The sequence below is a fragment of the Paenibacillus sp. FSL R5-0912 genome (assembly GCF_000758605.1).
Taxonomy (GTDB): Bacteria; Bacillota; Bacilli; order Paenibacillales; family Paenibacillaceae; genus Paenibacillus_AQ.
Genome location: NZ_CP009282.1, coordinates 564,940 through 586,408, shown reverse-complemented (window position 1 = coordinate 586,408; position 21,469 = coordinate 564,940). Strand labels below are relative to the sequence as shown.

At 51.1% G+C, this 21,469-nt stretch carries 18 protein-coding genes and 1 riboswitch; of the genes, 4 read left to right on the top strand and 14 right to left on the bottom strand.

Annotation, left to right across the window (positions count from 1 at the left end):
- Positions 1-55: 55 nt before the first annotated feature.
- The 3 genes from R50912_RS02535 to R50912_RS02525 form a co-directional block, all read right to left on the bottom strand.
- Positions 56-1,453, bottom strand: a complete 1,398-nt coding sequence (locus tag R50912_RS02535; protein ID WP_042232180.1) for an ATP-binding protein — start codon at positions 1,451-1,453, stop codon at positions 56-58.
- Between the two features lie 126 nt (positions 1,454-1,579).
- Positions 1,580-1,846 carry a hypothetical protein gene (locus R50912_RS02530; RefSeq protein ID WP_042232178.1) on the bottom strand — a complete coding sequence of 89 codons (267 nt, stop codon included), beginning with the start codon at positions 1,844-1,846 and terminating at the stop codon, positions 1,580-1,582.
- Between the two features lie 56 nt (positions 1,847-1,902).
- Positions 1,903-2,106 (bottom strand): CsbD family protein, encoded by a 204-nt coding sequence (locus R50912_RS02525; protein WP_039309803.1) that lies wholly within the window; start codon positions 2,104-2,106, stop codon positions 1,903-1,905.
- A gap of 480 nt (positions 2,107-2,586) precedes the next feature.
- Between R50912_RS02525 and R50912_RS02520 the strand changes: the two genes are divergently transcribed.
- The 4 genes from R50912_RS02520 to R50912_RS02505 all read left to right on the top strand — a co-directional run bounded on the left by R50912_RS02520 (position 2,587) and on the right by R50912_RS02505 (position 7,110).
- Positions 2,587-3,501 carry a hypothetical protein gene (locus tag R50912_RS02520; RefSeq protein ID WP_042232176.1) on the top strand — a complete coding sequence of 305 codons (915 nt, stop codon included), beginning with the start codon at positions 2,587-2,589 and terminating at the stop codon, positions 3,499-3,501.
- A gap of 49 nt (positions 3,502-3,550) precedes the next feature.
- On the top strand, positions 3,551-5,428 hold the full coding sequence (locus R50912_RS02515; protein ID WP_042232174.1) for an FAD-dependent oxidoreductase: 1,878 nt from the start codon (positions 3,551-3,553) through the stop codon (positions 5,426-5,428).
- A gap of 233 nt (positions 5,429-5,661) precedes the next feature.
- On the top strand, positions 5,662-6,111 hold the full coding sequence (locus R50912_RS02510) for a hypothetical protein (protein ID WP_042232171.1): 450 nt from the start codon (positions 5,662-5,664) through the stop codon (positions 6,109-6,111).
- Positions 6,112-6,129: 18 nt separating this feature from the next.
- Positions 6,130-7,110, top strand: coding sequence for a polyprenyl synthetase family protein (locus R50912_RS02505; protein WP_042232169.1), 981 nt, complete (start codon positions 6,130-6,132; stop codon positions 7,108-7,110).
- A gap of 937 nt (positions 7,111-8,047) precedes the next feature.
- Here R50912_RS02505 and R50912_RS02500 read toward each other — a convergent pair.
- The 11 genes from R50912_RS02500 to R50912_RS34680 form a co-directional block, all read right to left on the bottom strand.
- Positions 8,048-8,932, bottom strand: a complete 885-nt coding sequence (locus tag R50912_RS02500) for a UbiA-like polyprenyltransferase (protein ID WP_042232167.1) — start codon at positions 8,930-8,932, stop codon at positions 8,048-8,050.
- Positions 8,933-8,950: 18 nt separating this feature from the next.
- A complete protein-coding gene (locus R50912_RS02495) occupies positions 8,951-10,246 on the bottom strand; it encodes an aspartate aminotransferase family protein (protein WP_042232165.1) in 1,296 nt (431 codons plus the stop codon).
- Positions 10,247-10,407: 161 nt separating this feature from the next.
- On the bottom strand, positions 10,408-12,333 hold the full coding sequence (locus R50912_RS02490; protein WP_042232163.1) for a peptidase U32 family protein: 1,926 nt from the start codon (positions 12,331-12,333) through the stop codon (positions 10,408-10,410).
- Between the two features lie 21 nt (positions 12,334-12,354).
- Entirely contained in the window at positions 12,355-13,146 is a 792-nt protein-coding gene (locus R50912_RS02485; RefSeq protein ID WP_042232161.1) for an energy-coupling factor transporter transmembrane component T family protein, read from the bottom strand.
- A complete protein-coding gene (locus R50912_RS02480) occupies positions 13,139-14,041 on the bottom strand; it encodes an energy-coupling factor transporter ATPase (RefSeq protein ID WP_042232159.1) in 903 nt (300 codons plus the stop codon). Before R50912_RS02480 ends, R50912_RS02485 begins: the two co-directional genes overlap by 8 nt.
- The gene (locus tag R50912_RS02475; RefSeq protein ID WP_052415939.1) at positions 14,017-14,883 is read right to left on the bottom strand and encodes an ATP-binding cassette domain-containing protein; all 867 of its coding nucleotides are present in this window, start codon (positions 14,881-14,883) and stop codon (positions 14,017-14,019) included. The genes R50912_RS02480 and R50912_RS02475 overlap by 25 nt, the downstream gene beginning before the upstream one ends.
- 19 nt (positions 14,884-14,902) lie before the next feature.
- Positions 14,903-15,466: a Gx transporter family protein gene (locus R50912_RS02470; protein WP_039309812.1), complete on the bottom strand. Its 564-nt coding sequence runs from the start codon at positions 15,464-15,466 to the stop codon at positions 14,903-14,905.
- Positions 15,450-15,839: a NusG domain II-containing protein gene (locus tag R50912_RS02465; protein WP_039309813.1), complete on the bottom strand. Its 390-nt coding sequence runs from the start codon at positions 15,837-15,839 to the stop codon at positions 15,450-15,452. Before R50912_RS02465 ends, R50912_RS02470 begins: the two co-directional genes overlap by 17 nt.
- 207 nt (positions 15,840-16,046) lie before the next feature.
- Positions 16,047-17,582, bottom strand: coding sequence for an HD domain-containing phosphohydrolase (locus tag R50912_RS02460; RefSeq protein ID WP_042241406.1), 1,536 nt, complete (start codon positions 17,580-17,582; stop codon positions 16,047-16,049).
- 494 nt (positions 17,583-18,076) lie between these two features.
- Positions 18,077-19,042: an alpha/beta hydrolase gene (locus R50912_RS02455; protein WP_042232157.1), complete on the bottom strand. Its 966-nt coding sequence runs from the start codon at positions 19,040-19,042 to the stop codon at positions 18,077-18,079.
- 243 nt (positions 19,043-19,285) lie between these two features.
- On the bottom strand, positions 19,286-21,232 hold the full coding sequence (locus R50912_RS34680) for a choice-of-anchor A family protein (RefSeq protein ID WP_156122908.1): 1,947 nt from the start codon (positions 21,230-21,232) through the stop codon (positions 19,286-19,288).
- Positions 21,233-21,313: 81 nt separating this feature from the next.
- Positions 21,314-21,403: riboswitch (cyclic di-GMP riboswitch) on the bottom strand.
- Positions 21,404-21,469 lie beyond the last annotated feature (66 nt).

The window sequence follows — 21,469 nt, the reverse complement described above, 5'->3', positions numbered from 1 at the left end:
AATACACCGAAATCACAAATAAAGTTGGAGCCCGGAATCTACCCATACTCTAAGGTTATAGCGGCAAATACAGGGAGAATAAGCTTCCCTGTCCCTCGCGGCTGTGCAGGGTAATGAACCCGCCAAGCAGTCTGGCCAGATCATTGCTGATCGACAAGCCAAGCCCCGTGCCGCCATACTTACGGCTGATATTTGAATCCGCCTGCTCGAACGCTTCAAAGATCAGATCATGCTTCTCCGGGGGAATGCCAATCCCGGTATCCTGCACCTCAAAGGCGACCCATTTCCGCGAGGAGAGCCCCTCTTGCCGTTCCACTACGCGGACATTCACCGATACACCGCCTGTCATAGTGAACTTGAAGGCATTTGAGAGCAGATTGCGGAGAATTTGCTGCACCCGCTGGGGATCCGTATAGATAACCCCCGGCATGTCTGCATCCAGTGAAATATCGAAGGCCAGCTGTTTCTGTTTGGCTACCACACTGAATTGCTGAAGAAGCAGATCAGGGATCTCACTGACATTGAAGTCTTCATTAATAATATCCAGTTTTCCGGCTTCTACCTTGGACAAGTCCAGAACATCATTAATAAGTGAGAGAAGATCTTCACCCGAGCGGTGAATAATCCCTCCATATTCTGACAGCTCTTCTACACTCAGTTCATCTTCGCTTTCTTCAATTAGCTGGGACAGGTTAATGATACTGTTAAGTGGTGTTCTCAGCTCATGGGACATATTGGCCAGGAACTCCGACTTGAACTGCGAGGCAAGCATCAGCTGCTTGGCCCTCTCCTCCAGCACGATTTTATTCTTATGAAGCTCCTCCGTCTGCTCTGACAAAAGCTCATTGGCTCTAACGATCTGTCCGGTGCGCATCAGATCCAGCTGGAAGTCGCGGATAATCAGCGCAAACAGCACACTGAGAGCAAAGCCCGCCGGGAACGTGACCGGCAGGATATCCGTTATGTATTCCTGCGCAGGGATGACCCCAAATACCGTAATATTCAGCGCATTCACAACATTTACCACCAGGACAGCAATTAGTCCCTTTTGGATCACAGAGGCAGAAGAACGCTGCATCCAGAGGCTCAGGCCGGCGCAGACGAAGCCCAGGATAGATAAATTCAGCACGCCTACCACAGCTGCTTCGGTAACACCGAAGGTCAACCGCGTAAGCCCGGTGCCGACTCCAATAATGATCAGGACCAGAGGCTGGGGGTATGCCAGCGTAGAAATAATAAGCGGCACAAACCGCAGGTCAAAGATCACATGCTCGTCCAGTCTATATCCGAAAATTGTACTTACCCAACCGGCGAAGATCGCAAGCAGGACCCAGCTCACTTTCTTCACAGGTTCTGAAGCATAGGTCACAGTATGTTTGTATATTAAGTTTGCCAGATAAGACAATGTAATCAGCAAAGCGGTATTTACAAAAAATATTTTTACATATTCCATAGCCTCACTCCTGCAGCAAAAAATGATATAACAACGATTATTATTTATACTATCATAGAGGAATGAAATCATGAAGCCACATTGCTATTGCATATGTATAGCCTGTCCGCAGAAGAAGAGCGCAAATCAGATACGATTTGCGCTCTTCTTCTGCGGTGTGAACCAGGGCATCCTTGCCTTCCAGCGCCTTTTGGGTACGGAGGCTCCGCCTTTGCCGCCAAGTTCTATAAAAGATGCCTCATTCAGATCAGCTTCGGCCGGTGTCCACATCTCTGCTTCCGGCAGTATATAGTACCGGGGGTGATAGGTGCTGATAGTATCTCCTTGCTGAGTCAGCACCCGGTTAGCATGAATCTCAATAATCCGGCCTGTAACGACCAGGGAATCATTCATACACATCCGCCTCTCCCTGCATTTGTGGTGATCTGATCTGAGGCCATATTCTTCGTTTATCTGCGGATCGACTGCTCCCAGTTGCGGTATTCCGCCTCTGCATCATCCTTGGAATGGCCGTAACGCTCCTGCAGCTTACCTACCAGTTTATCTTTTTCGCCGTCTATTACATCGAGGTCATCATCCGTCAGTTGGCCCCACTGCTTCTTGGCTTCACCTTTGATCTGCAACCATTTACCTTTCAGCACATTATTGTCCATTACAAACTCATCTCCTTAGCTGTCGGTTATTGTTGGCATAAGCTATGATTCTCAGTGAATTATTACCCGTCGGCCCTTTGTGTGAATCCAAAACTACGGGAAAAGCCCCATAATAGAACTGCAGCGCAAACCGCAAAGAAAGTCATAGTTTGTCACATAATAGTCTTTTAATAAGCTGTTCATATATTTTAAAATTTGATATACTTCAGAAGTAAAATTATTATCGTTTAAGTGATTATTTTCACATGAGTATTTCCCAGCTTGTGCTAGAATGCCATCGAACAAGAAACGAGATAATTAAATTTTTTCTTATTACCTGCCGATATATGTCGTATGCCTGCTACAAAAAGGGACCTTAGACCGATTCCAAAGTGACAAATGTCATTTATAAAGTGATTTTTATCACTTCCATTTACTATTAAAATGTTTTACATTTTAATATATATATTTTAAACTATTTTCTTTGGAGGTCATATCAAAATGAAAAAAGCTTCTGTAATCTTGTCGAGCGCTCTGGTACTTGGCACATTGCTAGCCGGTTGTGGCAACAACAATGCGGGCAATGCTGCTGCAACAAATGCACCTGCTGCGACTACTGCTCCTGCAACTGAAGCAACTACTGCTCCTGCTGCTGATGCCGGAACCGAAACAGGCAAATACCAGGACGGAACCTACTACGGAACAGTTGATGTCGATGCAGAGACTGGTTGGCAGACTTTTGTTCTGCTCACTGTAGAAGGCGGCAAAATCACCAAAGCTGACTGGAATGCTTTCAATACCAAAACAGCGGGTGATCTGAAGAAAAAAGTATCCGAAGACGGTAACTATGGTTTGGTAAAAATCGGCGGCGCTCAATCCGAATGGCACGAGCAAGCTGCCCTTACTGAAGCTTACCTGATTGAAAAACAAGATCCGGCAGCACTCGCTTTTGATGCTGAAGGACATACTGACGCTGTATCCGGCGTATCTGTACATGTTAGTGACTTCGTAGGCGCTGCTCAAGCTGCTCTTACTGCTGGTCCAGTACAAGTGGGTCCTTACAAAGACGGCGGTTACAAGGCTGAAGGCGAAATGGATGCTGAATCCGGCTGGAAATCCACTGTAGCTCTATCCGTTGCTGGCGGTAACGTTGTAGCTGTTAATTTCAGCGGCGTGAATGCTGCAGGCGATGATAAGAAACAATATTCGGTAGACGGCAAATACGGCATGAAAGCCGGCGGCGCTTCAGCTGAATGGCATGAAGAGATCGCACTTGCTGAGAAATACTTCCTTGAAAATAAAGGCGCAGCTCCTACCCTGGATGCTGAAGGCAAAACCGATGCAATTTCCGGCGTATCTATCCACGTTGGCGAATATTTCACACTGGCACAAAAAGCACTTGAAGGCGCGAAATAATTATTCGCTATCCTTTTGCAGCTAATCAGATGAATGAGGTGAGTTTCTCTTGAAGAAAATAGTCATTTTGGGCGGCGGCTACGGCGGCGTACTCACGGCTAAGAAACTGGCAAAGAAGTTTAAGAACGACAAAGATGTAGAAATCAAACTGATCGACCGAAATCCATACCACACTCTCTTGACTGAGCTGCATGAGGTTTCTGCGAATCGCGCACCTGAGGATTCGATCAAAATCGACTTGAAGAAAATCTTTGCCGGCCTGAAAGTGGATGTTGTTCTCGACGAAATCAGCAACATTGATTTCAAGAACAAGAAGCTGAAGTCCGACAAAGCTACCTATGCTTATGATTACCTGGTAATCGGCACAGGAAGCAAACCAACCTTCTTCGGAATTCCCGGAGCTGAAGAGAATACCTTCTCCTTCTGGTCTTATGACGATGCAGTTGCCCTGAAGCGTCAAATCCGCGACATGTACACCAAAGCTGCGAAGGAAAAGAATGCGGCAGTACGCCGTTCCATGCTGACCTTCGTAATCATCGGTGCCGGCTTCACTGGCGTCGAGCTGGTTGGTGAAATGGCTGAGCAACGTGAAGAACTGTGTAAGGAATTCTTCATTGATCCTTCCGAAGTAAGATTGATTGTAGCTGATATGGCTCCGAAGATTCTGCCTATCCTTCCAGAGAAGCTGATTCAGAAAGCCGAAGCCCGCCTGCGTAAGATGAACGTAGAAATTGTTACCGGCGCCAAAATCACCGAAGTAGGCACAGGTTCTGTAGCCCTCGGTGAGAAAAACATCGTGGATGCTCAGACCATCGTCTGGACTGCCGGTGTTGAAGGCTCCGAAATCGTTGGCAGTCTTGATGTTCAGCAGCAAGGCCGCAAACGTATCGTTACGAATGAACACCTTGAAAGTGTTGACCATAAGAACGTATACGTTGTAGGGGATAACATCTTCTTCATCCCTGAAGGCGAAGAACGTCCAGTTCCACAAATGGTTGAGAATGCTGAACAAGCTGCACCTATTATCGCAGGCAATATTACTGCCGATATCAAGGGCACGCCTAAAAAGGCTTACAAACCAGGATTCCATGGCACCATGGTTTCGATCGGCAGCCGCTACGGTGTAGCGAACGTTGGTCTTCCGGGCAAATTCTTCATGCTGACCGGCTTCATGGCTATGCTGTCCAAACATTTCATCAATATGTTCTACCTGTCCCAGGTTGTAGGTTTCAACAAAGTATGGACTTACATGATGCACGAGTTCTTCCACGTTGAGAACCGCAAGAGCTTTGTCGGCGGATACTTCTCCAAGCGCTCGCCGAACTTCTGGCTCGTTCCGCTCCGTATGCTTTTGGGTGGTATGTGGCTATATGAAGGTATAGAGAAGATCAGAAAAATCTGGGTTGATCCCAATAAGATTTTCCTGATTCCTGCAGCTCCTTATGCAGACGCTACTTCTGCAGCCAGCGTGGCTGTGGATGCCGTTAAAGACACCGTAGATGCCCAATCTGCAGCTTCCGCAGTATCCACTGCCAAAGAAGCAGTATCGGCTTTGCCGGTTCCAGGTTTCATCTACGATATTTCTAACTGGTTCATGGATCTTATGTTCTACAACCCGGACGGTTCTTACACCTTCCTGGCTAAATGGTTCCAAATCGGCATGGTTTGTGCCGAAATCGTCTTCGGTGTTATGCTTATCGTTGGTTTGTTCACAGCTATTTCTGCCCTGGCTACTATAGGTATGGCGGTTATGATCTGGACCACCAAGATGGCAGCTACAGAAATGCTCTGGTACGTTGCGGCAGCTATTGCCTGCATCGGCGGATCCGGCAGCGTGTTCGGCCTGGATTACTATGTTCTTCCTTGGCTCAAGAAGCAGTGGAAGAGAATCCCGCTCGTCCGGCGCTGGTATCTGTTTACCGACTGACGCTTTGGGTAAGTTTTTTCTGAGCACCGCTTAATTATAGCACCGACTTATGTGCATTCTATGTTGCTGCATGAATATGATGTTCTTAAGAGTAATGTGTCCCTTGGACACATTACTCTCCTTGTTTATCAAGGTGAAAGCCCATATCTGCATAAAAATGTACAGAATGGTTTTGTAGGGATAATCAGGGCTGTGGTTTCTTCCGGCAAAACCGACAAGAAGGAGAGAATCCTGTGAACAAAAAACTCATTGAAGATACATTCCGGATGCTTCAGGCTGAAATGTCAAAGGTCGCCGGAATTCAGTTGTATCTCTCTCCGGCAGAATGCGAGCAGTTGCTCTCGGTACTGGAACGCCATGATCTGGAATATGACCGCAAAGTCCATTTGCTAGGTATTTATACCATTCTTACCGTGGCTGCACAGCGCCATATGGAATGTGTCCCACATCATCCTGACCTGACCCGTAGCATTTTGGATGGAGATTACCTATACAGCTTTTACCTGCAGTTTGCAGTGAAATGCCGAGAGCTGGATCTGGTTGCATATTTGGCTCCCTCAATCAAAAAAATGCAAATTGGACGGTCAAATGGAGATTTCACGGAACAGGATCCGGCCCAGGGGTTTGATGAATTCCTCATTCAGGAGCGCAGACAGCGAAGCCGCACAAGCAAAGCCATTTGACAGGTGGGAACACAAAAGATGAAGCTGCACGAAGCTTTGCATATTGATCTGAATGAAATTAACCGCGAAATTAAGAATTTGGTGACCCGCGATAAGGATGTTCCCAAAAAGTCGCTGCTGGCGCAGAGTATTCTTGAACTGACCGGCTCTGGCGGCAAACGGCTACGTCCGCTGATGGTCATAGTCGGCAGCCGGTTCGGACGCACTCCGGCCGGACGCAGAACCCTGCAATTATCCGCAGCCGCTGAATTCATCCACGCCGCCTCATTGATTCATGATGATATTATTGACGACGCCGAACTGCGGCGGGGCGAGCCTGCGCTGCATACCAAGACCGGCATCTTATCTGCTGTGCATATCGGCAATTATATGTCCGCCCGCGTCATTGAGCTGCTAAGCAAGTACTCGGGTGATAAGAACCGTTACGTTCACGATCTGTCTTCTGTGGCCACTGCCCAGTTATGTCTGGGGGAATACCAGCAAATGGAGCATGCCTTTGATTACAATCTGACACTGGAGCAATACCTGGAGAAGTCCCGTAACAAAACAGCGCTGCTGATGGCTACCTGCCTGCGGGTAGGTGCACTATCCACAGAAAGCACCGAAGAAGTCTCCGATCTTCTCTATAATTTCGGCGAAGCGCTGGGCATGTCATTCCAGATTCAGGATGATATCCTAGACTTCACGCAATCTGCGGATGTGCTTGGCAAGCCCGCTGGCAGCGACCTGCGCCATGGCCAGGTTACCTTGCCTGTACTCTTCGCCCTGCAGGACCCTGAGCTTGCTCCTGTGATCCGCCGGATTGGCCCCTCTTCTTCTTCCGAAGAGATTGCGCATGTCTTGGAGCTGATCACAGCCAGCGACGCTCTGGCCCGCACAGAAGCTGTCAGCCAGGACTACCTGTCCCAGGCTGCAGCGATCGTGCAGCAGCTCTCCAGCTTCCCGGCGCATGCCGATCTGGAAATCCTGCTGCAGTATTTTGCTGGACGCGACCGGTGAACCGGAACTGTTGTCCGTGCAGCAGGATAACCTCTGAACACCGCATGAATTACTAAGTAAAACGGGCCCTTTAGGGCTCGTTTTTTTTGCTTTATGCCCCCCCCCCGCCTTTATCCCAGCGATTTTTTTGATAATCCTGCACAGAATACAACATTCCCCTCATAAACTCGGTCCTAAACCAAAATTGTTGTACAAACTGCAGCATTCCTTCTTCTCCAAGCCTCTTAACGGAACAATTGTTGTATTTCATACAACAATCCGTCCAAACACCCTACTATTGATGAATCAGAGTTGTAATACGTACGACATTATACTCGCACAGAGTTACTCAGGTACTTTATAGAGACCTAAACTATACAAGAACCCCATAGGTACGATTCATTCGTGTTTTTTGATGGATTCTACTGTACGCCGTGCAACAGAACTAGTTAAGTGGGGCGTTAATTTTACCGGTTTGATGTTGCTAATCAAGCGAACGCAGCAAAGCGAACGTGAGCGTGTTTAGCTTAGTGGCTTTTTTGGTTTGCTTTTGTGGGTTGTCCCTTGGGGGTTATTCTTGGGGGTTTCTCTTGGCGGTTTCTCTTGGGGGTGTCTCTTGAGGTTGTCCCTTGGGGGGGTGTCTTACGGAGGCAAAAAGAAAAGCGCGAAGCCAAGCTTGTCGCGCTCTTTGCTGCCCACCCTTGCTGGGTAGCTTGTTGTCTTTTTGAAGTTAATCTTGCCTGGGGAGAGGTTAGGACGGAACGGAGAGGAATTTTGGAACTGGAGAAGCGTCAGCGTTCGCCTTTAACTTCGGATTCCTACCGCAAACAGCGGTTCAAATCAGGGAATCCGAAGTTAATAGCGATCGGAGGTCCAAATATTCATCGCAGTGCAGCCTCCCAACCTCTACCGCGCTGCCGGCAGCCAGCCACCAGCCGCCAGCCGCGCCCCACGCATACTAGTTAACGTAAAAATAATCAATCAACGTACATAGCAATATCACCATACTGATCACCTGGTTCAAATTATAAGAAGCCACCTTCATCATCTTACGGTTTGAAGGCTTAATGATCTTGTGCTCTGTCATCAGCAGCAATGTAGCAATCCCGATGCCGACCAGATACATCCAGCCAAGATCACGCCAGAGGTACAGGAACAGCAGCAGCATAATCATAATGAAATGCAGCCCCTTGGAGATCCGCAGCGCGTTCTCCAGTCCGAAGAAGCTCGGAATGGACCATAAGCCATTTTTCCGGTCGAAATCGATGTCCTGGGTCCCGTAGATGATGTCAAAGCCGGCAATCCAGAGCATGACCACTGTTCCGATAACAAATGGAGTGAACGCAATATTGCCCGTTACTGCAAACCAGGCGCCGATAGGCGCTGAAGCAATAACGAAGCCCAGATACAGATGGCTCAGGAAGGTAAAGCGTTTCGTATACGAATAGGTCGAGATCAGCACAATGGCCACCGGGGACAGCAGCAGGCAGAGCAGATTGAGCATCCCGGAAGCGACAATAAACAGTGCATAGTTGATGATGATGAACAGGATAACTTCTTTCTCAGCGAGCAGACGCTGCGGCAGATGCCGGTGTGCGGTACGCGGATTATTGCCATCAAAGGTACGGTCCACCAGGCGGTTGAACGCATTGGCCCCGTTACGCGCGCCGATTAGAGCGATCAGCCCCCACAGCATCATATGGCCGGAAGGCCAGCCTCCCGCCGCCCATACCATCGAGATGATGGCAAAAGGCAGGGAGAATAGCGTATGGGAGAACATAACCAGCTCGCTGAACATTTTCAATTTAAGTGCCGTATGCTTAAAAGCATTAATGATAACCATAATGTTGTGCCTCTTTCTTCAATGAATCGCTTGCTTGACCAGGGACAGCACTTCATCCAAGGCAGCAAGCATAGCATCAATATTCTCTGCAGTGACAACCAGGGGCGGCTGGAAGGCGAGAACATTGCGGCCTATGCCGTTTTTGCCGATCAGATAGCCGCGGTCCTTCATTTCTTCGAGCACATTGTCCGTCCGCTCAGCAGCGTCTTCAGCTTCAGAGCCGGCAAGCTCGGCACCCAGCATGAATCCGGTTCCCCGCACATCGGTAATCAGCGCAGGATAGCGCTCCTGAAGCCGGAGCAAGCCCTTCTTCAAACGTCCACCCAGCTCAGCCGCACGCTCCGGCAGCCGCTCACCCTGGATATAATCCAGCACAGCAAGCGCCGTGGCCGCAGATACAGGGTTGCCCCCGAACGTCGAGGCCGAAGGCTTGTTCAGTGAAGCCGCAATCTCATCTGTAGTCGAAAATGCGGCGACAGGCACTCCGTTGCCCAGTGCCTTAGCCATGCTGATAATGTCCGGAACTACGCCGAAGTGCTCCATGGCAAACATAGCTCCTGTACGGCCATAGCCGGTCTGAATCTCATCGTCGATCAGCAAGATACCATACTGCTCCAGCAGCGCCTTCACCTCACGGAAATAAGACAGGGCAGGCATAATCATGCCGCCATTTCCCTGAATCGGTTCGACGATCATGGCGGCGATGGTATCGCCTTTCTCCGTGAGAACACGCTTCAGGCTCTGAATCGACCGCGCAGCGGCCTCTTTCAGCGTCATCTCCGGATGATACGGCCGCTCAATGAACGTCACATCTTCATCCAGGTAAGCGTCTGTCCGCCACATTTGCAGGCCGGTCACGCTCATTGTAAGATTGGTCCGGCCATGCAGGCCGGCTTCCAGGGCAATGAAGCCTTTGCGTCCGGTATGCATCCGGGCCAGAAGCAGCGCCCCTTCATTCGCTTCCGAGCCGCTGTTAACGAAGAAGGTCCGGCGCAGAGCGCCCGGCAGCAGACCCTCCAGACGCTCGGCCAAGTCTACATTCGGCTGAGTCAGATAGACGGTCGAGGTATGCTGCAGCTGCTGCAGCTGTGCTATTGTGCGGGAGGTAATCGCCGGATTGCAGTGGCCGCAGGCGACAACTGACACCCCGGCGAAGAAATCCGTATATTCTTTGCCGTTCTCATCATACACGTACTGCATGCTTCCGCGTACCAGTTGCGGTGCATCCCGGTAAAAATGTGCGGTGCACGGGTAGAAGTATTGCTTTCTTTTGGCGGCTACCGCATTTCTTCCAATGATGTTGCTCTGTTCCATGAAGGTTCCCTCACTTTCAGCTGCTGATGATCCAAGATGATGTCCATGATGTGGATAAGAAAATATGATTCAGGCTTACTATATTGTGAAAAAAATTACTTATGAATGCGCCGCTACCGTTATTATACTCGCCATTGTGTTATTTTAAAATTGAATTATTATTAATTAAATTGCAGTGAGCCTAGTGTGTAGCCCGCATATACTGGCTTCAGTCCGCCCAGCAGATCATCGCCCAGCTTTGCTCCATTCATCGCAGCCTGGTAAGCAGCAATAATCGTGCGGAGTTCATCCGTGCTGTAAGTAGCCCCTTCGATCCGGAAGCTCGCAATTCCAAGTCCGTTCATCTCATCCAGCATCGGCAGATAACACAGCTCTTTGGCGAACAGCAGGTGGCAGCGGCCATATTGGTCGCGGTAGACCGGGTTCTCACCCTTATCGGTTTTGAGCACCAGCACAGCATTGCTGACAAACTGGTTGTCTTCCTCACCAATCGGCTCCATCACTTCTGTATTCTCGAACAGATCATGCTCCATATACATCAGCGCCGGCGTTCCGTGAACCACAACCTCCAGCGGCAAATCGCTGCGGGAGACGAAGGAGGCAAAGTGCTCCAATGTCATTTCCGGTGAAACTGTAAGCTTCGTAAGGCCGAGTCCGGTATACAGTCCGGCAGACAGGTGGTTGTAAACATTCAGGTTGGCATCGCCAATCATCGGGTATCCGGTCCCGCGATAGCGGCGGATCGCTCCGAGGTTCGTAATCATCAAGCCGTCAATCGGCAGCTTCTCCCCGTTCAGCAAGTGGTCATATTGATCAAAATGCAGCTCCGTCATCATCCGCGGCATTCCGAGGTACAGCTTGGTCCGGCCTTTGATGGCTCCAAGCTCCTTAATATCCTGCTTCGTGAACGGACGGTCCGGCTCAAACACATCACCCGGTATATATAAGCTCTCTACACCCATCTCCAGCACGAGACGTGCCTGTTCCATATTGTTCACCCGCACAGCCAGCTCCGGCTTCGTCTGCCTACTGCGTTTGTCTTCGGCCAGCCGTTCGCGCAGCTGCATTACCCGCGCTTCGGACAGCTCACGTTCTGCAGTCGGTGTACTGAACACTTTGCCAGTGCTGTAGAACTTGCCTGTACCTTCATAACGGCGGTTGATATTCGCAAGTCCCGGTTTGCCAAAAGCATAGGCGGTCGAGAAGTCACGTTTGCGGTTCTTATACAGCTCTTTGGAATCCACCGTACGGTCAAAGCCCAGCGGATCATCGATATAGCGGTCAATTGCATCACCGTAGCTGTTCGCCAGGTTCACCATAAATTCCTGGTCGCGCATGCGGCCTTCAATTTTGAAGGAAGTAATGCCGGACTCAATCAGCTCCGGAAGATGCTCATACATGAACATATCCTTCACGGCCAGCGGGTATTCCGCAGGGAAGACATAGCCGTCACGTTTGATCCGGTAATCCCAGCGGCAAGGCTTCATGCATTTGCCCCGGTTGCTGCTCATCCCGAACACCTGGGAACTGAAATAGCAGTTCGCTCCATGCACGGAACACATATCGCCATGGATGAAATATTCCAGCTCTACACCGCTTCTGCTTCCCAGCAGCTTCGCTGTCTGCAGATCCATCTCACGGGAGGTAACGACCCGGCTGACGCCTAGCTCTTTCAGTGCGTGAATCATCTCCAGATTATGCACATTCATCATGACCGAAGCGTGAACCGGAACGGTAAGCTCCATCTCACGGATCAGCTCCAGCACAGCCATATCCTGAACGATCAGCGCATCCGGACGGGCTCCGTCAAGAAACCGCAGGTACTCTCGGGCTTCTTCCACATCTTCTTCGCTGAACAGATTGTTTACAGTGACGTATACTTTTTTATCCAGCTTGTGGGCGATCGACACCGCTTCAATTATTTCCTCGTGACTTAAGTTGTAGCCCTTGCGCATCATTCTCATATTCAGCACCGGACCGCCGAAGTACACGGCATCACACTTCGATACAATCACAGCCTTGAAGATCTCAAACGTTCCGGCAGGTGCCAATAATTCAATCTCTTTACCATTAAAATAACGTGCCATTCTTGTTTCCTCCTAAACTTCCTACAATAATGCTACTGCAATTCCCAAGACAACGAACATAGCAACAAACAGCGTATCAGCAGCGCCCCACCTGAGGCGGTGATACCGGCTGCGCGGCGCATCCATACGGAAGCCCCGGGCTTCCATGGAATACACCAGGTCCTGGGCACGCCGGAAAGCACTGGCGATGACCGGAACCAGAAGGGAGACGAGCATCCGCGCCTTCTCTTTCAAAGGGAGCTCCTTCAGATCCGCACCGCGCGAGGCCTGCGCCTTCAGAATAATCTGCGCTTCATCCAGGATCGTCGGGATAAAACGCAGCGCGATGCTGATCATCAGCGTAATCCGGTCCGGTGACAGACCGAGCTTCTTAAACGGAGCAAGCACACCTTCAAGGCCCTGGTTCAGCTTGCCGGGCGTTGTCGTAAAGGTCAGCAGTGCCGTGAAGGTCAGCAGGAAGAGCATGCGGATGACCGAGAATGCCCCCAGCCGCAGGCCTCCCTCATGCAGCGAGAAGGAGCCGAGCGACCACAGGACATCCCCTTCCTTCACGGACAGGGACTGCACAATGAAGATGAATACCATCAGATAACGCAAAGGCTTCGCAGCCTTAATGAAATATTTAAGCGGGATGCGGGTGGTTGCCATAACAATGATGGAGAACACAGCTATGAGCCCGATCTCCATCCACGAATTGGACAGCAGGATAATCACTACGTAGAGCAGCATGCCCGTAATTTTGGACCGGGCATCCAGCTTATGCACCCATGAGCCCGTATCAATGCTGCGTCCCAGCAGAAGGCGTTCATTCATGGCCATTCCCCTTTTCCACCATACCGCCGGTGTTCTTGTGCTCTTCGAGCAGGGCGGCGATCCGTTCCGCGAGGGCCTCTGCCGTAAGGAGCGGCTTCTCGCCGGCCAGGCCGAAGCGTTCAGCGACGGCCTGCCAGTACCGGAGCGACTGCGGAACCGTCAGTCCGCAGCGCTCCAGAATCGCCGGATCAGCGGCCAGCTCCTGGCCGCTGCCCTGGAAGGCGAGCCCGCCGTCCTTAAGCAGGGCCCAGCTGTCGGCATACGGCAGCAGCTCATCCATCCGGTGCGTCACGATAATGATCGTCCGGCCCTGCTCGCGGCACAGCCGCTCCAGCAGCGCGATCAGCTCAGCGCGGCTTACCGGGTCCAGCGTCGCTGTCGGCTCATCCAGCACGACAATGTCCGGGTCCATCGCCAGCACCGAGGCGATGGCGGCTTTGCGCATCTGTCCGCCGCTCAGGCGGAACGGATTGCGCTCCAGCAGGGCAAGGTCCAGGCCCATGTCCGTCATCGCTTTGCGTGCCCGCTCCTTGGCCTCCTCCAGACTCACGCCGAAGTTGAGCGGCCCGAAGCAGAGGTCCTTCTCCACCGTATCTTCGAACATCTGCTGCTCCGGGAATTGAAAGACCAGTCCGACCCGCCGGCGCAGCGGAAGCAGCTTCGGCGACTTCTCTCCTGCAGTGATGGTCACATCAAGCACCTGCACCGTACCATTTGTCGGTTTCAGAATCCCGTTGAACAGCTGGAGCAGTGTAGACTTACCGGAGCCCGTTGCCCCGGCAATCCCGGTCAGTGACCCCTGGGCAATATTCAGATTAATCCCATGCAGCGCCGTCTGCTTCCACATACTGCGGTCAGCATACGTGTAGCTTACTTGCTGAAGTTGTATGACCATAGTGTGTCTATAAGCTCCTTTTCGCTGGCGGGTACATCCACCTTAATCCCCCGGCTCTGCAGCTCACGGGCAAGACGCCAAGGGTAGGGTTCCCGCAAATGGCATTTCTCCAGCAGGTCTTCATTGCGGAACAGCTCCGCAGGCGGCACATCCGCCGCTATGCTTCCGCCATGCAGCGCAAGCACTCGGTCCGAAGCCAGGATCTCATCCGGATCATGTGTAATCAGCAGTATCGTGTACGCCCCTTCTGCCTGCATGTCCCGCAGAATGCCCATAAGCTCATCACGGCTGCCTTCATCCAACATAGAAGAGGCCTCGTCGAGGATGACGATGCCTGGCTTCATGGCGAGAATCGAAGCAAGCGCGACACGCTGCTTCTGTCCGCCCGACAGCTCTCCGGGATGCTTGGACAGCAGATGATCAATGCTCAGCTTCTCGGTATAGAGATCAAGCCGCTGCTTCATCTCTTCGTAGGGCAGACACAGGCCTTCCAGGCCGAAGAGGATATCTTCCTCTACCGTCTGTCCGATGAACTGGTTATCCGGATTCTGGAACACCATCCCGATGCATCGCCGGATGTCTCCAATCGTCTCTTCCTGCAGCGTATGTCCGCAGACAGTAATCTCCCCGGCACTCTTGGGCAGCAGTGCATTCAGAAGCTTGACGAGCGTAGATTTCCCGCAGCCGTTGGGTCCTACAATGCTTACCCATTGGCCCTGCGGGATAGACACGTTTATGTCATGGAGAATCGGATGCTCCGGATCATATCCGAACGAGACTCCCGCAAGCGTAATAACGGCCGGTTCCTCACCGGCCTCTGTATCTTTGTACGATTGATTCATGTTAGTCATCCTTCCGCAGCTAGTGGCCCGGTCCGTTCAGGAACTCTTCAAACAAGGATATTTTGGATAGCGAGTCTACGACATACCGCACGGCGAAGCCGACAGCAATCCCCGTCACAATCCCGGTAATCAGCAGAATCGGCAAGTAGTAGAAAATACTCGTTGAATTGAATACAAACGAGGCCGCAAGCAACTGGCCTGTATTATGAGCCAGGCCCCCTGCAATACTGATTCCGATGACACTGAACCTCTTGCCCCCCAGCTTGACCAGCGCGAACATGACCACAAAACTGAACAACGAGCCGAACAGGCTGAAGAGCAGACTGGACAGTGTGCCAAGCAGAAATGCAGTCAGCAGCGTCTTCAGAATGACGAGCACGAACACATCTCGTCCACGCAAAAAGTAAATACAGGTCAAAATCATAATATTGGCGAACCCCAGCTTGGCTCCGGGCATCAGCCCCATTCCCGCAAGCGGAATCTGAGCCTCGACAATACTCAGCACTACGGCAACGGCCGCGAAAATCGCAATAATGACCGTCCGTTTCAGCGCTGTAGCCGATTCACTACTGGACATAGGCATCTACTTCATCCTCCCCCGACCCGCTTGCAATTTCAACTAATACCCGGTGCGGAAGGCATACTATGGTCTGCTTGGGCAGCGTGATAAATCCAAAGCCGAGACATACCTGATCGGGACAATCCGCATCGTACATCTCAATCCCGTAATCATGCACCTTCAAAATGTTATAGCCCCGATCTGTGCGAATATCAATGGTTTGCTCTTCTTTGGTAAGCGTTACTGTTTTGAACAGCTTGCCGTCTACCGTTATATTGGCCGTAAGTTCCTTGCCCGGCCCACCTTTATCAGCATCATTTGAAAGCCATCTCGGCACAAGAAAAGCGAGCGCAGCAATCAAAACGATAGAAATCAGCAGCACATCTGCGCGTTTCATAGAAATCTCCCTTATTTTTTAATTAAAATCCAGACTTAATAATTATAACGGTCCGCCCGCAATCCTTCAATGAATGTAGTCGTTAATTGTCGCATTTCAATGGCAGTTCACAAAATAGGCACGCAAAGCAGAAGCGGAACCCTCCATAAACTGGATGGCATCCGCTTCTGCAAGAAATATAAGGATAACCGGAAGAACGCTGCATCCTTATCCTGTTTTGACGGTATAGCCTGTTTGAAGAGGTTCCGGCTTCCGCCCAAAGTAAGACAGAAACAAGCCGGCGAATTCCGGGTCCCATTGAGTACCCCTTCCCTGCTCTAGAATAGCCAGCGCCCGGTCGTGATCCATCCCTTTACGGTAAGGGCGGTTAGAAGTCATAGCATCATAGGCATCCGCCACAGCGATAATCCGGCCATGTAAAGGAATATTCGTACCGGCAAGTCCATCCGGATATCCTTTACCGTCATAACGTTCATGATGGGAACGGACGCCGCCCAGATAGGGTACCATCTTTTCGACCGGTTCAATCTGCCGCAGAATATTCTCTCCAAGCACAGGATGGCTCTTAATCTGGTCGAACTCCTCATCGGTCAGGGCTTCTTCCTTAAACAGGATGCTGTCTCTCACCCCAATCTTACCAATATCATGCAGCAAGGCCGTCTTACGCAGATCGTCCAACTGCTGCCCGGTTAGTCCAGCCAGCTGGCCGATAATCACAGAATATTCCGCGACACGCAGGGAATGCCCTGCTGTGTAAGGATCACGGGCATCCAGCGCCACTGCGAGTGTAGTGAAGTAGCTGTCGAGCAACTGCCGGTTCTGTTGCTCCCGGGCCTGCAGTCCCCGGACCATCATGTTAAATCCTGCTACAAGCTTGGAGAATTCATCAGAGTACTCATCCTGCATCTGCACCAGGTAGCCGTCCTTCACCTGATTCATCGCCTGATACAACTCATTAATAGGATGCTGCACACTGTTGGTCAGCAGCCATGCTGCAATGGAGGAGAAGAGGGTGCCGATCAGCAGCACCATACTTGCCCAAGCCCAGTAACTTTGAAGCCCCACCACAACTACAGGACCCTCCTGACCATTCAGGCGAATATGGGTAGCCATGATGAACAGGAACAGCGGAAAGGTGCCGATCAGCATGCAGCTCACCAGAAATTTGGGACGGATAGGTACGAATACATGACCTTCCAGAGAAAAGTCGACACCGTACTGCTCCAGCGCCCGGTTCCTGAATTCTTTGATCAGCGGAATAATGGCCGTACAGGTCAGAAAAAATTCAATCAGCGCATGCATACACGACACAAGAACAGCGCCGCACATAGCCAGAATCAGATAAAAATACGGGATAGTGATCCAGCCGTTGTAGATCATCCAGAAGGTCATCAGGACAGCCGGGAGGGACAAGCCCAGAAGGTGAGGCCCCATAATCCGCTGAACCGCGCGCTTCGGCAATTGATGTGTATGCAGATACGCCTCTTCCAGCATAGACAAATTAAGGTTCTCTTCATACAGCGCAGTGCGTATCGGTCTGATCTGATTGATAAAAACACCGATCTCCAGGACTACCATAATCACGAATGACAGGGCCAGCACAAGCAAGAGCCTGAAGTATTCAATGCTGCTAATCTTCAGCGAGGAGAGCAGAATCAAACTCCCTACCGCCAGCACCGCTACTGCTGAGCCGAATATGTAATTCCGGATCTGATTCCCCAAAAATCTTCTGTATAATCCCATCTGTCCCATCATCCGTCCCGGCCTCAGCCCAATATCGGCTTGCATTTCTATATATCACATGTTATAGTAATATAATATTTGTTTTCGTGTATGATTATCCCCATCAAGAAGATGTCAGGCCGATAAATTACTTGTCTTTATTATCGGCAGTTTGGACACAAAATCTTACGTTTTCTTGCAGTACTTTTCCTTTTTATGAGATTAAATTCGAACATAGCATTCCGATTCGCACTGGCGCGGCCACGGAGCCGCAAGGACAAAAGAGAGGTAGGGCTTTTGTCGTATTGGAAGGATTTCTCTCGCCACACGGCTGCTGGAAATAACAAGGAACAACGACACCCGTTTCGCTCACAAACGGCGGGGGATTCATATACCGATAAGACATGGCTGTGCTGCTTCCCTGACGCAGGGAAAGGCCCCATGTGTGGAACATAATAAGCGCCCGATACCCGCTATTTGCGGATATCGGGCGCGTCTACGTTCCGGGGACTTTTTTAGACCCAATCAGCCGCTGCCGGGCTGTGTACATAACGTTCCACGAAATCGCCTACCGTGCGGATATACTCCCTTTTATCCGTATCATAGGCAAGACCATGCCCCGCTCCATGCACCACCAACTTCTCCTTAGGACTCTTGCAGGCACCATACAGCTCATCCATCATCGCAAAAGGCACAAACTTATCCGCATCTCCATGGATAAACAGAATCGGCACCCGGGCTTTACGCACCTGTTCCAGCGCTGACGCTTCACCGAAATAATAGCCTGCCTTCATCCGCGTTACCAGGCTGGCAATCTGCACAAAGGGGAAGCCCGGCAGATGATACATCCGCCACAGCTGGTAAGTCAGTTGCGCTTTGACTGAGGTGTAGCCGCAATCAGCGACAACGGCTTTGACCTGCGGAGGAAGCTGTTCACCGGCGGTCATTAGCACTGTCGATCCGCCCATAGATACGCCATGCAGCACAATTTGCGCCTCTGGCCCGGTCTCCTGCAGAATAAATCCGATCCACTGCTGATAATCACGGCGCTCCGGCCAACCGAAGCCAATGTAGTCCCCTTCGCTTTTCCCGTGACCTCTGGCGTCGGGCAGCAGTACATTATATCCCAGGTTGTCATAATAGTTTTTGGCGGTTGCCCCCATATCCTTAGCCTTGCCGGAATAACCGTGGGCAATAATTACGGTACGGCCCGCAGCACGCTCTGAAGCCAGATAGTAGCCTCGCAGCTTCAGTCCATCATCCGAGACCAGCTCCACTTCCCGAAAGTTCTGCCGTGCTACCCATTCCGCCCCTTCCCCCCACGAAGCCCCGGCTACCGGCGGGTCCACCTTCAGATCCGGCGTCTTGCCCAGGAATTCTTTGGGTGCCCGCTTAATAGCCACTCCATAAAAGTACAATCCGGCATAAGCCAAAATCCCCGCGACAACAACCAGCACCACTAGCAGGTATATACTCCACATAACGTTCACCCTTTCAGTAATAACCATTTCTTTGAGGAAATGTGTATTCTTGCTTATGAATAATTTGAGCCTAGTATAGCATGGTATCCGTCCAACTAAAAACACCGCCGTCAGTCCGGCGCTGCCTGCTTCGCCCAAGTGGTAAGCTGCGATTAGAATGCGCCCCCGTATACAAAAAGGCTGCTTCCCGGAGAATCTCTCTCCGGCAGCAGCCCTCATCCAAACACAGTGGCTTAACAATAATTATTTGCGCTTGTTCACTCTGGCGGTTCTTCTAAGAAGCAGGCCCAGACCGGCAAGAGCAACACCCGCAATATAGTACGGCGCAGGACTTGATTCACCCGTCTGCGGCAGGGTTTGCTCTGCAGTCACACTGCCCAGAGGAATCTCGTCATCCGTAATGATTTCTTCAGGTGCCGGTCCTGCTACCGGTGAAGGTGCAGGTGCAGGAACCTCCACAACTGGCTGTGGCGCTGTTGTTGTCAGCATCGTCACAACCGGTGATGCTGCCGGCCCGAGAGGAACCGGGTCATCATTAATAGTAGTGTCGGTATCAGTCACAATAGTCCCAATCACTGTCGGAGCGGTTGATGTCGGAAATACGAAGCTTGGGACAAAAACACTCGTGCTGGTTGCTGTTGGTACCGCGGTCGGCGTTGCTGTCGGTGTTGCTGTTGGCGCTATTGTCGGCGTTGCTGTCGGTGTTGCCGTTGGCGCTGCTGTCGGTGTTGCCGTTGGCGCTGTTGTCGGCGTTGCTGTCGGTGTTGCCGTTGGCGCTGTTGTCGGCGTTGCTGTCGGTGTTGCCGTTGGCGCTGTTGTCGGCGTTGCTGTCGGTGTTGCCGTTGGCGCTGTTGTCGGCGTTGCTGTCGGTGTTGCCGTTGGCGCTGTTGTCGGTGTTGCAGTCGGCGTTGCCGTTGGCGCTGTTGTCGGTGTTGCAGTCGGCGTTGCCGTTGGCGCTGTTGTCGGTGTTGCAGTCGGTGTTGCCGTTGGCGCTGTTGTCGGCGTTGCCGTCGGTGTTGCCGTTGGCGCTGTTGTCGGCGTTGCCGTTGGCGTAGGCGTCGCTGCCGGTGTTGCCGTTGGCGTCGGCGTCACTGCAGGTGTTGCCGTTGGCGTCGGCGTCACTGCCGGTGTTGCTGTTGGCGTCGGCGTCACTGCAGGTGTTGCTGTTGGCGTCGGCGTCACTGCCGGTGTTGCCGTTGGCGTCGGCGTCACTGCAGGTGTTGCTGTTGGCGTCGGCGTCACTGCCGGTGTTGCTGTTGGCGTCGGCGTCACTGAAGGCGTCGAAGTCGGTGTCGGCGGATCTTGGCCTTTATACGGAATATGGTGGGATTCTCCCGATCCTGAGAGCGAAGCTCCGATCAGGTTCCCGTTGATTTGACCATTATTAAATTGAATAGAGGCATATGGAGCCAGCACAGATCCCAAAACTCCGATACCTTCGATTTGAAGACTGGTCGCTTGACTGAAGTTATATAACACTTTACTGTTCATAGCGTTATCCTTATTTCCGTTACCATTAATTCCCGTCCCCATATTCTTCATAGTTACTGAAGTGCCGGAGATATTTACTATAGCTGTTGAGCCATCTGGAATCTTAATTCTCAACTCATTTGCACTAGACAGCTTGCTGCCCTCTACAGTAAATATGTTAACATCCGAATTTGTACCTTCCAAAAAGAAATTACCGGAGTTGGCAGTGGTAACCCCATTAACAGGCTGAGAAGCAAGCTGCTGAGATTTCTCACGAAGTAAACTAAACTCGGCTGAAAAATCTACAACATTTATTTTTTGTTGTAAGCTTCCTGTCCCCCCGCGCGGGCCGCCGCTGCCGCTATAACTCCCCCCGTAGACTACATCACCCACGGTTTCTCCCTGGGAATAATACAGATTACCACCAGCGATGAGAGAGTATCCTTCCTTCGTTTCTTCACTAGTAAGACTATGTCCCACAGAGTAATTAACATTTAAATCCACGTTTCCGCCAGCAGCTAATCTGCCTTCAATATCACTATGCTTAACATCAACATCTCCCAAGATGAACACATTATACTTGGATGCATTGCCCGGCAAAGAGTTGCCCTCGGCTTTAACTGAGGTGCTCCCCAGTGAAATAATTCGGCCGCTTCCCACAATCAGAACTGCTATAAGTCCGAACACCGTAAGACGTTTGAATTTTTTTAATTGGAACATACAAGCTCACCTCACAGTTAATATAGATATAGGCCACATTTATATAACAAAAAAAGACCGCCGGAAAGAGGTTGCTCTCTTTACGGCAGTCGGACGATCGTTGCGCTCCATCGCGCTTTAGACTCCTGGACTTTGCGTCCCGTCCTTTCGAACGGTTTGCGTTTATACGTCAGTGAAAGATTAGGTTGTGAAATTATGTACTAAATCAAACTTTTATACTAATGTCTATGATATTCA

Coding starts and splice junctions, on each gene's coding strand:
- R50912_RS02535 (WP_042232180.1), bottom strand. CDS start 1,453: ATGGAATATGTAAAAATATTTTTTGTAAATACCGCTTTGCTGATTACA.
- R50912_RS02530 (WP_042232178.1), bottom strand. CDS start 1,846: ATGAATGATTCCCTGGTCGTTACAGGCCGGATTATTGAGATTCATGCT.
- R50912_RS02525 (WP_039309803.1), bottom strand. CDS start 2,106: ATGGACAATAATGTGCTGAAAGGTAAATGGTTGCAGATCAAAGGTGAA.
- R50912_RS02520 (WP_042232176.1), top strand. CDS start 2,587: ATGAAAAAAGCTTCTGTAATCTTGTCGAGCGCTCTGGTACTTGGCACA.
- R50912_RS02505 (WP_042232169.1), top strand. CDS start 6,130: ATGAAGCTGCACGAAGCTTTGCATATTGATCTGAATGAAATTAACCGC.
- R50912_RS02500 (WP_042232167.1), bottom strand. CDS start 8,932: ATGGTTATCATTAATGCTTTTAAGCATACGGCACTTAAATTGAAAATG.
- R50912_RS02495 (WP_042232165.1), bottom strand. CDS start 10,246: ATGGAACAGAGCAACATCATTGGAAGAAATGCGGTAGCCGCCAAAAGA.
- R50912_RS02490 (WP_042232163.1), bottom strand. CDS start 12,333: ATGGCACGTTATTTTAATGGTAAAGAGATTGAATTATTGGCACCTGCC.
- R50912_RS02485 (WP_042232161.1), bottom strand. CDS start 13,146: ATGAATGAACGCCTTCTGCTGGGACGCAGCATTGATACGGGCTCATGG.
- R50912_RS02480 (WP_042232159.1), bottom strand. CDS start 14,041: ATGGTCATACAACTTCAGCAAGTAAGCTACACGTATGCTGACCGCAGT.
- R50912_RS02475 (WP_052415939.1), bottom strand. CDS start 14,883: ATGAATCAATCGTACAAAGATACAGAGGCCGGTGAGGAACCGGCCGTT.
- R50912_RS02470 (WP_039309812.1), bottom strand. CDS start 15,466: ATGCCTATGTCCAGTAGTGAATCGGCTACAGCGCTGAAACGGACGGTC.
- R50912_RS02465 (WP_039309813.1), bottom strand. CDS start 15,839: ATGAAACGCGCAGATGTGCTGCTGATTTCTATCGTTTTGATTGCTGCG.
- R50912_RS02460 (WP_042241406.1), bottom strand. CDS start 17,582: ATGGGATTATACAGAAGATTTTTGGGGAATCAGATCCGGAATTACATA.
- R50912_RS02455 (WP_042232157.1), bottom strand. CDS start 19,042: ATGTGGAGTATATACCTGCTAGTGGTGCTGGTTGTTGTCGCGGGGATT.
- R50912_RS34680 (WP_156122908.1), bottom strand. CDS start 21,232: ATGTTCCAATTAAAAAAATTCAAACGTCTTACGGTGTTCGGACTTATA.